9 protein-coding genes are annotated in these 12,962 nt (G+C 67.5%); 4 read left to right on the top strand and 5 right to left on the bottom strand.

Annotated features, from left to right (window positions below):
* Window positions 1–18: 18 nt before the first annotated feature.
* Genes AWC25_RS26020 through AWC25_RS26005 form a run of 4 tightly spaced genes read right to left on the bottom strand, consistent with a single transcriptional unit; the run spans window position 19 to window position 2,957 of the window.
* Window positions 19–561 (bottom strand): carboxymuconolactone decarboxylase family protein, encoded by a 543-nt coding sequence (locus AWC25_RS26020; protein WP_069402770.1) that lies wholly within the window; start codon window positions 559–561, stop codon window positions 19–21.
* Complete coding sequence (locus AWC25_RS26015; protein WP_069402776.1) at window positions 558–1,097, bottom strand: carboxymuconolactone decarboxylase family protein; 540 nt, start codon at window positions 1,095–1,097, stop codon at window positions 558–560. The genes AWC25_RS26020 and AWC25_RS26015 overlap by 4 nt, the downstream gene beginning before the upstream one ends.
* 13 nt (window positions 1,098–1,110) lie before the next feature.
* Window positions 1,111–1,980 carry a dioxygenase family protein gene (locus AWC25_RS26010; protein ID WP_069402771.1) on the bottom strand — a complete coding sequence of 290 codons (870 nt, stop codon included), beginning with the start codon at window positions 1,978–1,980 and terminating at the stop codon, window positions 1,111–1,113.
* Window positions 1,981–1,982: 2 nt separating this feature from the next.
* Entirely contained in the window at window positions 1,983–2,957 is a 975-nt protein-coding gene (locus tag AWC25_RS26005; protein WP_085168213.1) for a quinone oxidoreductase family protein, read from the bottom strand.
* Window positions 2,958–3,041: 84 nt separating this feature from the next.
* Between AWC25_RS26005 and AWC25_RS26740 the strand changes: the two genes are divergently transcribed.
* The 4 genes from AWC25_RS26740 to recD are packed head-to-tail and all read left to right on the top strand — an operon-like array spanning window position 3,042 to window position 12,188.
* Window positions 3,042–3,920 carry a LysR family transcriptional regulator gene (locus tag AWC25_RS26740; RefSeq protein WP_069402777.1) on the top strand — a complete coding sequence of 293 codons (879 nt, stop codon included), beginning with the start codon at window positions 3,042–3,044 and terminating at the stop codon, window positions 3,918–3,920.
* A gap of 50 nt (window positions 3,921–3,970) precedes the next feature.
* The gene (gene recC / locus AWC25_RS25990) at window positions 3,971–7,207 is read left to right on the top strand and encodes an exodeoxyribonuclease V subunit gamma (protein WP_085168209.1); all 3,237 of its coding nucleotides are present in this window, start codon (window positions 3,971–3,973) and stop codon (window positions 7,205–7,207) included.
* Complete coding sequence (gene recB, locus AWC25_RS25985) at window positions 7,207–10,494, top strand: exodeoxyribonuclease V subunit beta (protein ID WP_085168198.1); 3,288 nt, start codon at window positions 7,207–7,209, stop codon at window positions 10,492–10,494. Before recC ends, recB begins: the two co-directional genes overlap by 1 nt.
* On the top strand, window positions 10,491–12,188 hold the full coding sequence (gene recD, locus AWC25_RS25980; protein WP_069402775.1) for an exodeoxyribonuclease V subunit alpha: 1,698 nt from the start codon (window positions 10,491–10,493) through the stop codon (window positions 12,186–12,188). The genes recB and recD overlap by 4 nt, the downstream gene beginning before the upstream one ends.
* A 112-nt stretch (window positions 12,189–12,300) precedes the next feature.
* Here the strand turns inward: recD and AWC25_RS25975 are convergent, their stop codons facing one another.
* Window positions 12,301–12,675: a hypothetical protein gene (locus tag AWC25_RS25975; protein WP_244899613.1), complete on the bottom strand. Its 375-nt coding sequence runs from the start codon at window positions 12,673–12,675 to the stop codon at window positions 12,301–12,303.
* Window positions 12,676–12,962 lie beyond the last annotated feature (287 nt).

Below are 12,962 nucleotides of genomic sequence, written 5' to 3'. Positions count from 1 at the left end.
CTACGCGCACCGGCGTTGCTAGGTGGGAATGGTTGGCAGGCGGGCGGTTTCGTCGAGGTCGACGTCGAGCGCGTTGAGCATCAACGCCAGGCCCGCGTAGCGGCCTATCACCATCAGGATTTCGACGGTGGCCTCCGAGCCCAACGCTTGCTGCACCTGGTCGACCAGCGCGGCCGGCGCCGTGCGGGTGCCGACCAGTTCGGTGGTCAGCCGCAACACCGCGATTTCGGTCGGGTCGAATTGGTCTGTCTGCCAATCCTCGCCGCTGATGACGGCCTCGATCTCGTCAACTTCGAGGCCCGCCGTGCGCGCCACGTCACGGTGCTGACCCAGCTCGTAGCCGCACTCCATCACCGCGGCGGTGCGCAGCGTGACCAGTTCGCGCAGCCGCCGGGTCAGCACCGGACTGGTCAACGCGTCGCGGCCGGCCAGCATCCATCCGGTGAACACCTTGTCGGCGTTGGCCAGGGTGCGGTAGACGTTGAGATTGCCGCGCTCCTCGGTCAATTGGCGGGCCCGCTCGGTCATCTCCTCGGGGCGCCGGTACGGGATCCGGGTCATCGGGCTTGTCTCTCGTCCCGGAACTGGGCCTGCGCGTCGATGTCCAGGTCCGCCGCGTTGAGCACCAGCGCCAGGCCGTAGTAGCAGCTGACGAGCATCAGCAGTTCGGTGAGGGCCGCGTCCCCGAAAACCTCCCGGGCGGCATCGACGGAGCCGGGCCGCAGCCGCCGGGTGGTGCACAGCTCGTCGACGACGTCGAGAACTGCGCGTTCCATCGGGTCGAAGCCGTCGCGATCACCGGTGGCCAGCGCGTCGAGCTGCCGGTCGGTGAGCCCGGCGGCGCGCCCGAGTGGGCGGTGTTGGGCCAGCTCGTAGGCCGAGTGCTGCAGGTGCGCAACGCGCAGCACGACGATTTCGCGCAGCCGGGCGTCGAACGTCGGGCTGGCGTAGAGCTCGTCGACCATCTTCGTCCAGCCGGGAAAAACGTTGGGCGCGTTGGCCAGTAGCCGGAAGACGTTGAGGTTGCCGCGCCGGTTGGCCCACTCGCGGATGTGCTCGGGCTGCTGGTCGAGGTCGGCCAGCGGGATGCGTGTCATGCCCGCCATCCTTTCATTCGGCCGCCAGGGTGAACGTCCAATTCAGGGTGACGAAGGGTTGGTCGACGTGTGTTCCGTCCGGGGCGGTGCCGGGTTCGTGGCGGACGAAGTCGGCCTGCAGCGAGGTTTGGTCGGCGAACACGGCGTCGCGGCCGATGTACGGGTCGTCCTTGAGGAAAAGCTGGGTGATCAGCGGGTGGTAGCCGTCGGCATGAAACCAGAAGTGCACGTGCTGGGGGCGCATCACGGAGCGGTTGGCGGCGCGCATGATTTCCCCGCACGGTCCGTCGGTGGGCACCGGGTAGTAGCGCGGGGTGATCGAGCGGTACCAGAAGCGTCCGTCGGCGTCGGTGGTCAGCAGCGCGCGCATGGCGAACTCGCCGTGCAGCTGCTCGGTGAGCTGGACGTCGTAGAACCCGGTGCCATCGCTGTGCCAGGTGTCGACGTGCGCTTTCGGGATCGGCCGGCCGTGTTCGTCGACGACGCGGCCGGTGACGAACATCGGTGTGCCCGCAACGCCGTTGGCGATGTCGGCGCCGTTGGGGACGGTGGGGCGGCCCTCGACGTAGAACGGGCCGAGCAGCGCGGAGGTGGTGGCCGAGCCGCCGGGGCTGTCGTGCATGGTGTCCAGCAGCATGGACAGGCCGAGCAGGTCGGAGAGCAACACCACCTCTTGGCGGGTGGGGCTGGAGATCTTGCCGAGCCGTTCGATGAAATCCATTGCGGTGAACCACTCGTCGCCGGTGAGGCGCACTTCGCGGGCGAAGTCGTGCAGGTGCTGCACCAGGCTGCGAAACAGCTGGCGGAAACGCTCGTCGCCGGCCGTGTCGAACGTTTTCTGCACGACCTCGGTGATGGTGTCCTCGGTCAGATCGGTCGACATGGTTATGCCTTTCCGGGGTGGATGACGACGCGGCCGGCGGTGTTGACCGCGACCGCGGCGTAGGCCTTTTCGCCCTCGCTGAGCGGGTAATAGGCGGTGATGGGTAGCGGTTTGAATGCGCCGGACTCGAAGTACGGCAACATCTTTCGCAAGATTTCCGCCGAACCGGTCACGTTGAGTTTGCCGCTGTCGACGCCGAGGATGCGGGTTTCGTTGCGATAGAGGTTCCTGATGTCGATGTCGACGGTGCGGCTGCCGGTGGCGCTGATGACGACCAGCCGGCCGCGGCGGGCCAGGGAGCCGAGCGCGGCGTTGGTGGTGACCCCGCCGACGGCGTCGTACACGACGTCGGCACCGCGGCCGTCGGTGAGTCGTCTGATCTCGCCGGGGGTGTCGGGTCCCAAGACCACGTACTCGTCGATCGCGCCGGCGGCGGGGGTGGCCGGGTCAGGTTTGCGCCGGCCCACCCCGATGACCCGGGCGCCGAGGGCACGGCCGAGTTGCGCGACGGCTCCGCCCACGCCCCCGGAAACACCGAAGACGGCGACGGTCTCACCCTCGGTGAGCTGGGCGGTTTCCACCGCGCCGGACCACGCGGTGACGAAGTTGACCCCGACGGCGGCGGCCTCGTCGAAGCCGAGCGCTTCGGGCTTGCGGGCGAGCGCTGCTACGGGAACATTGATCAGCTCGGCGTGCGAGCCGTCGCGGGTGAAGCCCACGTCGCCGCCGGTCCCCCACACCTCGACGCCCTGCCACTCGGGCGGGCCGCCGACAACCACACCGGCGAAGTCACGTCCGGGGATGCGCGGCAGTACCGTCCAGTCCATCTGTCCGGCAACGTTTTTCACGTCGGACGGGTTAATCGAGGCCGCCTCGACGCGCACCACCGCCTCGTGGGGCGACGCCTGCGGGTCGGACAGCTCGGCGACGTGCAGGACGGACGGGTCGCCGAATTCGGTGAAGCGCAGGGCTCGCATGGGTTCAAGCAAACACCTTTGCATCAATCTAGTCCAACGCTGGATATCGATCGGAACAATCTGTTTCTGCGATACATTGCGGGGGTGGAGTTGCGGCAGCTGGAGTACTTTGTCGCGGTGGCCGCGGACCTGAACTTCTCGCGGGCCGCGCAGCGGATCCACGTGGTGCAGTCCGCGGTGTCGGCCTCGGTGGCCCGATTGGAGAAGGAACTCGGCGTCGAGCTGTTCGACCGGTCCAAGCGCCAGATTGTGCTGACACCGCCCGGCGAGGTTTTTCTGCAGCACGCGCGGGATGTCATCCACACCGCGCAGCGGGCGCAGGCCTCGGTGGCCGATTTTCGCGATCAGCTCACCGGTACGGCCACGCTGGGGACGTTGATGTCGTGGGGCGGGCTGAATCTGGCGGCGGTGCTCGAGGAGTTTCGCCGCGTGCACCCGCTGGTGAGCGTGCGGCTGCGGCAGAGCCAGACCGGGTCGGCCGGACATTTGCAGGCCATCGCCGACGGCCGGATGGACCTCGCGCTGGTGTCCTTGTCTTCGGCGCCGTCCCGGCGGGTCGTGGTGCGCGAGCTCATGCACGAACCGATGGTCTTCGTGTGCGAGTCCAGCCACCCGCTGGCCCGGCGTCGCCACGTTCGGCTCGCCGACCTCGACGGGCGAGACTTGATCGTGTTCCCGCCCGGGTGGGGTATCCGACAGCGCCTCGATGCCGGTTTGGCCGAGGCGGGTGTGCGGCCGGTGAGCGCGTATGAGGTCGCCGACTACGCGATCGCCGCCGAGTTGATGCGGCACCGGCTGGCGGCGACCGTGCTGCCGATCAACGCCGCCAAGCGGTTTCCTGATTTGCGGGTCATTCCGCTGAGCCCGTCCCTGACGTGGACGCTGTATCTGGCGTCCACGGAATCGCCGACCGGGGCCGTGCAGGCGCTGGTCGAGACGATCGCGCGGTACGTCGACAGCTGAGCGACCGTCGGCTCTTCGGCAAACGTCTGCGACCTCATATTGTGGTGGCGATGGGTTTCCACATTCACCGGGCAGAGCGAACGGACCTGCTGGCCGACCGGCTCGGCGATTTGTTGTCCGATCCACTGCCCGACCCGTTCGCTGAGGAGCTCGTCATTGTGCCGGCGAAGGGCGTCGAGCGGTGGTTGAGCCAGCGACTCTCCCACATCCTCGGCCGAGGTGCTGGCTCGGACGGCGTCTGCGCCGGGGTGGTCTTCCGGAATCCGTATTCGCTGATTGCCGAAATCACCGGCACCGCCGACGACGATCCGTGGGCACCCGACGCGATGGTGTGGCCGCTTTTGGAGGTCATCGACGGCAGCCTCGACGAGCCGTGGTGCCGCCCCTTGGCCGCCCACCTCGGCCACTTCGCACAGGGCGAAGAACAGGAGCTGCGGATCGGTCGGCGCTACGCGGTGGCGCGACGGCTCGCGGGTCTATTCGCCTCGTATGCCCGGCAACGTCCTGGGTTGCTGCGCGAGTGGGAAAACGACGGCGCCGGCGCTATCACAGCCGATCTTGCCTGGCAGCCGCCCCTCTGGCGCGCCCTGCTCGACCGCATGGATGCCGACCCGCCGCATATTCGCCACGCGAAAACGGTTGCCGCGCTTCGACAATCACCGGCCGATCTGCCGGAGCGCATCTCGCTGTTCGGCCACACTCGCCTCTCGGTCACCGACATCGAGCTGCTCGAAGCACTCGCCACGCACCACGACCTTCATTTGTGGCTGCCGCATCCCGGCGACGACCTGTGGCGGTCACTCGCCGATACCCGCGGCGCCATCCCGCGCGCCGAGGACACCAGCCACCGCAATGTCGGTCACCCACTACTCGCCGCCCTTGGTCGTGATCTCCGAGAGCTGCAACGCGCACTGCCGAAAGCCACGACCGACGAATACCTCGGCGCCGCCGTAAAGCCCGACACCCTTCTCGGCTGGCTGCAGTCCGACATCGCGGCCAACGCCATCAGGAGCGACGGCCGCGCGCACACCGTCGACGACCGCTCCGTGCAGGTGCACAGTTGCCACGGGGCCGCCCGCCAGATCGACGTCCTGCGCGAGGTGCTCCTGGGCCTCCTCGCCGACGACCCGACCCTCGAACCGCGGGACATCCTCGTCATGTGCCCCGACATCGAAACCTACGCGCCGTTGATCGTCGCCGGATTCGGGCTCGGAGACATGATCAACGGCGTGCATCCCGCGCACCGGCTGCGGGTACGGCTCGCCGACCGATCGCTCGTGCAGACCAACCCGCTACTCGGTGTCGCTGCGCAACTCCTCGCGCTGGCCGGCGGGCGCGCCACGTCCACCGAAGTTCTCAATCTCGCTCAGGCCGCACCGGTGCGGGCCCGCTTCGAGTTCACCGACGACGATCTGGAAGACATCACCCGCTGGGTCCGGCAGGCCAACATCCGCTGGGGTTTCAACCAGGAGCTACGCAAACCGTTCGGCGTCGACTTCGTCCAGAACACCTGGCGTTTCGGCATCGACCGCGTGCTCGCCGGCGTCGCCATGTCCGACGATTCGCACGCTTGGATCGACACCACCCTGCCGCTCGACGACGTCGGCAGTAACCGCGTGGAGCTGGCCGGTCAGTTGGCCGAATACGTCGATCGGCTGCAGCGTGTCGTCGAATCCCTCACGGGGGCACGGCCATTGCGCGATTGGCTGACCGTGCTCGCCGACGGCATTGCGCTGCTCGCCCGTGTCGGCGACGACGATCTTTGGCAGACCAGCCAGCTGGAGCGCGAATTCGGCGACATCCTCCGGACGGCAGGCCCGCGAGCCGACACCGCGATGCGGCTTCCCGACATCCGCGCATTGCTCGAACGCCACCTTGCCGGACGGCCGACTCGGGCCAACTTTCGCGCCGGCACCCTGACGGTATGCACCATGGTGCCGATGCGGTCGGTGCCGCATCGGGTGGTGTGTCTGATCGGGCTGGACGACGGTGCGTTTCCGCGGCTCGGTGTGGTCGACGGCGACGACGTGCTGGCCCGCGCTCCGATGACGGGCGAACGCGACATCCGTTCGGAGGACCGACAATTGCTGCTCGATGCGATCGGCGCCGCGACGGAGAAGCTGGTAATCACCTACACCGGCGCCAACGAATACTCGGGCCAGGAACGCCCGCCCGCGGTCCCGCTGGCCGAGCTGCTGGACACCCTCGACATCACAACGCCGAGCAAGGTGCGCGACCACGTTGTCGTCAAGCACCCGTTGCAGCCGTTCGACACTCGCAATGTCGTCCCGGGCACGTTGATCCCGGACCAGCCGTTCACGTTCGACCCCACCGTGCTTCGGGCCGCGCATGCCCGCGCCGGCGACCGCTTCGAGCGGCCGCCGTTCATCTCCGGCCCCTTGTCCGCTCCCCCATCCGGCGACGTCGTGCTCGCCGACCTCGTCGGGTTTTTCAGGGATCCGGTGAAGGGCTTTTTTCGCGCGCTGGACTACACGCTGCCGTGGGAGGTCGAGGGTGTCGAGGATGCCATGCCGGTCGATCTCGACGCGCTCGAGGAATGGACAGTTGGCGATCGCATGCTCCAGGACATGCTGCGCGGCATGGATCCCGCCGAGGCGGCCCAGGCGGAATGGCGGCGCGGCACGCTGCCGCCCGGCCGGCTCGGGTGGCGCAAGGCGACCGAGATACGCGACCAGGCAGCGCTGTTGGCCGCCGACGCCCAGCCCTACCGCAAGGCGGAGCCCAGCGCGATCGACGTCGACATTGAGCTCGGCGGCGGGCGACGGCTGACCGGCACGGTCTCCCCGGTGTTCGGTGAGCGACTCGTTGCGGTGACCTACTCCAAGCTGGACGGTCGGCACCTGCTGCAATCGTGGATTCCGTTGCTGGCCTTGTGCGCTCAGACGTCGCGCGACTGGTCCGCCGTGTGCATCGGCCGGGCCAAACGCGGCACCACCCCCCGGCATGAAGAGCTGGGCAGGCCCGCGGAATCCGCGGCCGAGCTGCTGGGCGATCTGGTGGCAATCTATGACGCCGGACGCCGAGAACCGCTGCCGCTTCCTGTCAAAACCTCGTTCGCGTGGGCAGCAGCGCGGCATGCCCACACGGATCCGGAACAGGCCGCAAATTACCGCTGGCACTCCAATCGCTATCCGGGCGAAGACCAGGAGCCCGCCCACGAGCGGGCGTGGGGCACGGGCGCACCCCTGTCCGTGCTTGTTGACAAAGGCCTCGACGACTACGCGTGCCGGTTGTGGCTGCCGATGCTGAAAGCCATGGATGCCTGATGGATCGCTTCGACCTGTTGGGTGGGCTGCCCGCGCCGCGCACGACGACCGTGTTGGAGGCCAGCGCCGGGACCGGCAAGACGTTCGCGCTCGCCGGTTTGGTCGCGCGGTATGTCGCCGAGGGAGTGGCGACGCTGGATCAGATGCTGTTGATCACGTTCGGGCGCGCGGCCACCCAGGAATTGCGCGACCGGGTGCGTTGCCAAATCGTCGATGCCTTGGCCGCTTTCGACGATCCGTCGCTGGTCGGCAACAACCAAGTCATCGAGCACCTCGTGGCCGGTAGCGCAGCCGAGCGCGATCAGCGTCGGCAGCGGCTGCGGGACGCGCTGGCGGGATTCGACGCCGCGACCATCGCCACCACCCACCAGTTCTGTCAGCTGGTCCTGCGCTCGCTGGGCGTGGCCGGCGACACCGACGCGGGGGTGACGCTGGTCGAGAGCCTCGACGAGTTGGTGGCCGAGATCGTCGACGACCTCTACCTGCGGCACTTCGGCCAACAACGCGACGACCCGTCGCTGAGCCATGCCGATGCGCTGGCCCTGGCGTTAGAGGTGGTCAAGAACCCGGCGACGGAGCTGCGGCCGCGAGACCCGCCCCCGGACTCCTGCGCCGCGGTGCGCATTGGCTTCGCGAAAGACGTTCTCGCAGAGCTGGAAAGCCGCAAACGCCGGCGCGCCATCCTCGGCTACGACGATCTGCTGACCCGGCTTGCCGATGCATTGGACGCCGACGACTCGCCGGCGCGGCTGCGGATGCATCAGCGGTGGCCGGTCGTGATGGTCGACGAGTTCCAGGACACCGATCCCGTCCAGTGGAAGGTCATCGATCGTGCGTTCACCGGCCGTTCCACGCTGATCCTGATCGGCGATCCTAAGCAGGCCATCTATGCGTTCCGCGGCGGGGACATCGTCACCTATCTGAAGGCGGCCGAAACTGCCGGGGTGCGAAAGACACTCGGCAAGAACTGGCGCAGCGACGGCGCACTGGTGAACTGTCTGCATGCGGTGCTCGGCGGCGCCGAACTCGGCGACCCGCGGATCCTCGTGCACGATGTCGAAGCGCATCATTGCGGTTCGCGGTTGACCGGCGCCCCGTGCAACGACCCGTTCCGCCTGCGGGTCGTGCGACGAGACACCTTCGGTCGCCGCGGGACTCAGACGGTGGCGATCGACAAACTGCGCACCCACATTCCGCACGACCTAGCCGCCGACATCGGCTTACTGCTGAGCAGCGGGGCGACCTTCGACGGGAGGCCCGTGGCGGCCCGCGACGTCGCGGTGATCGTGGAGAGCCACAAGGACGCCCGCGCGTGCTATCGGGCGGTGTGCGACGCCGGCGTCCCGGCGGTGTATACCGGCGATTCGGATATTTTCAAGTCCGAGGCGGCGCAGGACTGGCTTTGCCTGCTAGAGGCATTCGAGCAGCCGCAGCGCCCGGGCATGGTGCGCGCTGCGGCCGCGACGATGTTCTTCGGCAAGTCCGCCGAGGACCTCGTGCAGGGGGGCGACCGGCTCACCGACGAGATCGCAGAGACGTTGCGGGAGTGGGCAGGCCACGCGCGGGAGCGCGGAGTCGCCGCGATCTTTGAGGCCGCCGAGTTGAACGGTATGGCCGACCGGGTGTTGTCCTGGCGGGGTGGCGAGCGGCAGATGACCGATCTGGCGCACCTGACGCAGTTGCTGCAGGAGGCGGCGCATCGCGAGCACTTCACCCTGCCCGCATTGCGCGACTGGTTGCGCCGCCAACGCGAAGATCGAAGCGGCGCAACCGAACGCGCGCGGCGGTTGGACACCGATGCGGCGGCGGTGCAGATCATGACGGTGTGGGTCGCCAAGGGATTGCAGTTTCCCGTGGTGTATCTGCCGTTCGCGTTCAACCGCCACGTCCAGGCCCGCGAGCTGATCCTGTTTCACGACGGTGACGCGCGGTGCCTGCATGTCGGTGGCAGCGACAGTCCGGACTTTGATGCCGCCGCGAGGTCGGGGCGGGCCGAAGATGCCAGCGACGACAGCCGGCTGATCTACGTGGCGATGACGCGGGCACAGGCGCAAGTGGTGGCCTGGTGGGCGCCGTCCTACGACGAGCCGAACGGCGGGCTGTCGCGGATCCTGCGGGGCCGCAGACCGGGTGAGACGGCAGTGCCGGATCGCTGTTCGCCGGACAAGATTTCCGATGACGATGCGATGGCGCGGTTCAAGGAGTGGGAGGCCGCGGGCGGCCCGACGATCGAGGAGTCGGTGCCGCGCCCGATACCCGCGCTGCCGCGCGATGATGCGCCAAATGGTTTGGCTGTGCGGCACTTCCACCGGTCGATCGACACCGCATGGCGGCGGACGTCGTATTCGGGTCTCATCCGCGGGGCCGAGGCGACTCCGGTGAGCAGTGAACCGGAAATCGTCGAGCGCGACGACGAGGTCGCGGAGATTCCGTTGGTGTCGTCCGCGGTCGGTGCTGACGTGCCGTCGCCCATGGCGGACCTGCCGACGGGGGCGAAGTTCGGCTCGCTGGTGCACGCGGTGTTGGAGACGGCGGATCCATTCGCCCCCGATCTGGCCGCGGAGTTGGAGGCGCAGGTCCGGGAACATTCGGTCTGGTGGCCGGTCGACGTGCCGGCCGGAGAGTTGGCCGCGGCACTGGTGCCGATGCACGACACTCCCCTGGGGCCGCTGGCCTCCGGAAGGACTTTGCGGCAGATCGGCCTGAAGGACCGGATGCGGGAGATGGACTTCGAATTCCCGTTGGCCGGAGGTGATTTGCGAGCGGCGGCGCCGGAGCTTCGGCTGGCGCACGTTGCTGATTTGGTGCGGGGGCACCTACCCGGCGACGATCCGTTGGCCTCGTATGCGGACCGACTGACGGGCGCACCGCTGGGCACGCAACCCCTAAAGGGGTACCTGTCCGGGTCGGTGGACGCGGTGCTGCGGGTCGGCGACCGGTATTTGGTGGTCGACTACAAGGCGAACTGGCTGGGTGATCCGTCCCGACCGCTCACGGCGGCCGATTATGCGCAGCCGCGGATGGCCGAGGCGATGCTGCATTCGGACTATCCGCTGCAGGCGCTGCTGTACAGCGTTGTGCTGCATAGGTTCTTGCGATGGCGATTGGCTGGGTATTCTCCCGATCGGCACCTGGGCGGAGTGCTCTACCTTTTCCTGCGAGGCATGTGCGGGCCGCAGACACCGGTGGTCGATGGTCACACGGCGGGAGTCTTCGAGTGGCGGCCACCCGCGGCGCTGATCGTGGCGATGTCGGATCTGCTCGACGCGGGCAGGGCGGCGGCATGACGGCGGTCGAATGGCGGCGCGCGTGCGGCGCCACCGGTCTGCTACGCGAGTTCGCTGACGCCGAGGTGCTGGATTCGTCGGATGTGCATGTGGCCCAACGGCTTACCGCTCTCGCCGCTGAGTCCGACGAGACGGTCGCGCTTGCCGTGGCGCTGGTCGTGCGGGCACTGCGGACCGGGTCGGTCTGCCTGGACTTGCGGTCGGTCAAGGGGCACGTCGGTGCCGACGGGCTACCGTGGCCGGCTGCCGACGAATGGCTTGGGGCGGTGCGCGCCAGCCCGTTGGCCGGTGTCCCGCCGGTGATCCGCGTCGACGGCGACTTGCTCTATCTCGATCGGTATTGGCGTGAAGAACAACAGGTTTACGCCGACGTGACGCGGATGGTCGCTACGGCGCCGAAGCGGGTTTCCACCGACATCGATCGACTGTTTCCCTCCGGCTTCGAGGAGCAACGCGCGGCCGCCGAAGTTGCTCTGTCCCAGGGTCTGACGGTGCTGACGGGTGGGCCCGGGACGGGCAAGACGACGACGGTGGCCCGGCTTTTGGCGTTGCTTGCCGGTGGGACACGGTTGCGGATCGCGTTGGCGGCGCCGACGGGCAAGGCCGCAGCACGGCTGCAGGAGGCCGTGCAGCTGGAGGTGGGAAGGCTTTCGGCGGCAGACCAACAGGCGCTGTCGGGGTTACAAGCGACGACGCTGCATCGACTGCTCGGTAGCCGGCCGGATACGTCGGCGAGGTTTCGCCACAACCGCGCTAATCGACTGCCGCACGACGTGATCGTGGTGGACGAGACGTCGATGGTGTCGCTGACGATGATGGCGCGGCTACTCGAGGCGGTGCGGCCGGATGCCCGGCTGATTCTGGTCGGGGATCCGGACCAGTTGGCGTCGGTGGAGGCCGGTGCGGTGCTGGCGGATCTGGTCGAGGGTCTGGACGAGTCCAGGCTCGCGGCGCTGAAGACGCCGCATCGTTTCGGTGAGTCGATCGGCGCGCTGGCCGCGGCGATCCGGACCGGCGATGCGGATGCGGCCGTCGATGTGTTGCGCGCGGGCGGTGAGCATATCGAATGGATCGACACCGATGAGCCCGCCGAGCAGCTCCGCAAAGTTGTTGTGCCGCACGCCCGCAGGCTGCGTGAGGCGGCCATCCTCGGTGACGCCGACGAGGCGCTGCGGACACTCGACGAGCATCGGTTACTATGTGCTCACCGACGCGGACCCTACGGCGTGCGGTTTTGGAATCGCCAGGTCGAACGGTGGCTGGCAGAAGAGACCGGCGAGCCGATCTGGTCGGACTGGTATGCGGGCCGGCCGGTTCTCGTGACGGCGAACGACTACGGATTGGGACTGTACAACGGCGACACCGGCGTCACCCTGATGCGCGACGGCGTGTTGCGGGCCGCGATTGCCGGGTCGGAGCTGAAGGAGTTCGCGACGAGCCGGTTGACCGACGTCGACACCATGCATGCGATGACGATCCACAAGAGCCAGGGCAGCCAGGCCGACGAGGTCACGGTGCTGTTGCCGCAACAGGATTCGCGGCTGCTGATCCGCGAGTTGTTCTATACCGCGGTGACGCGTGCGAAGGAGAAGATCCGAATTATCGGTCCGGAGTCGTCGGTGCGTGCTGCGATTGCGCAGCGCGCGGTGCGGGCAAGTGGGTTAGCGCAGAGGTTTCAGATGGGCGGCCGGTAGAGCGCTTCTCGGTTTTCCGCACAACCCGCTGGTGATCGGCCATCGTGTCACTGGAGCGCTGTTTGCCGGCGTGGCATACGCGTAAGGCGAAGACCTGTTGTAGTGATCAGTGTCAATTCACGGGCCCGGTTGGGGGTGACCCAAGTGTGTGGCCCATCAGCCAAAGCTCATAGTCGCTTTCAATCCACTCGATCGAGCCCGGCGGGTAGTCGGTTTTCGCGTAAGGGTTTTGGTCTTCACCCTCACCACGGCGACCCGCCTCGCGCCCCAGACAGAATGCGCATTCGCTTTCATCATCTACGTCAGAGAAGTCGTCATCGTCCTCGTCATCATCGTCGAGCAAGACGATGTCGATATCCGCCAAGTTCTTCGGGAACTGGCATCGCACCTCCCCGGCTGAGAGTCCGCTGCGCGGAACGGGCGGGTCGGTCTCCGTAGAGGTGATCTCGTCGGCACCGGGCGAATTCGACTCATTATCGGCAGCCATCACCGTACTCCTTGTCGGTAAACCGGCTGCACATACAGCAAGTTTACGAACACCCACCGAGTTTGCAATCGCGCCAACCCGGCCGGGGCCGTGTTGGATAAGACCACAACGAAGAGTTGCACCCTTTGCAGGCCATGCGGCCCCGACGTGTCGGCGTCGTCTGAAAACTGACCCCGTGTCGACGCCCGAATTTTGACCCCCTTCGACCGGTTCTCGGCTTCTAGCTGAGAGGAGAAGGGAGTTGTTGGCTGTGGAGGATTGGGCTGAGATCGGCAGATTGCATCGAG

This window comes from Mycobacterium sherrisii, assembly GCF_002102355.1.
Taxonomy (GTDB): domain Bacteria; phylum Actinomycetota; class Actinomycetes; order Mycobacteriales; family Mycobacteriaceae; genus Mycobacterium; species Mycobacterium sherrisii.
The sequence above is the reverse complement of the archived record's forward strand: the minus strand, read 5'-3'. Positions and strand labels throughout refer to the sequence as shown.

What these genes read in the sequence shown, in the direction of transcription:
- AWC25_RS26020 (WP_069402770.1), bottom strand. Translation starts at nt 561, where the DNA reads ATGACCCGGATCCCGTACCGGCGCCCCGAGGAGATGACCGAGCGGGCC.
- AWC25_RS26015 (WP_069402776.1), bottom strand. Translation starts at nt 1,097, where the DNA reads ATGACACGCATCCCGCTGGCCGACCTCGACCAGCAGCCCGAGCACATC.
- AWC25_RS26010 (WP_069402771.1), bottom strand. Translation starts at nt 1,980, where the DNA reads ATGTCGACCGATCTGACCGAGGACACCATCACCGAGGTCGTGCAGAAA.
- AWC25_RS26005 (WP_085168213.1), bottom strand. Translation starts at nt 2,957, where the DNA reads ATGCGAGCCCTGCGCTTCACCGAATTCGGCGACCCGTCCGTCCTGCAC.
- recC (WP_085168209.1), top strand. Translation starts at nt 3,971, where the DNA reads ATGGGTTTCCACATTCACCGGGCAGAGCGAACGGACCTGCTGGCCGAC.
- recB (WP_085168198.1), top strand. Translation starts at nt 7,207, where the DNA reads ATGGATCGCTTCGACCTGTTGGGTGGGCTGCCCGCGCCGCGCACGACG.
- recD (WP_069402775.1), top strand. Translation starts at nt 10,491, where the DNA reads ATGACGGCGGTCGAATGGCGGCGCGCGTGCGGCGCCACCGGTCTGCTA.
- AWC25_RS25975 (WP_244899613.1), bottom strand. Translation starts at nt 12,675, where the DNA reads ATGGCTGCCGATAATGAGTCGAATTCGCCCGGTGCCGACGAGATCACC.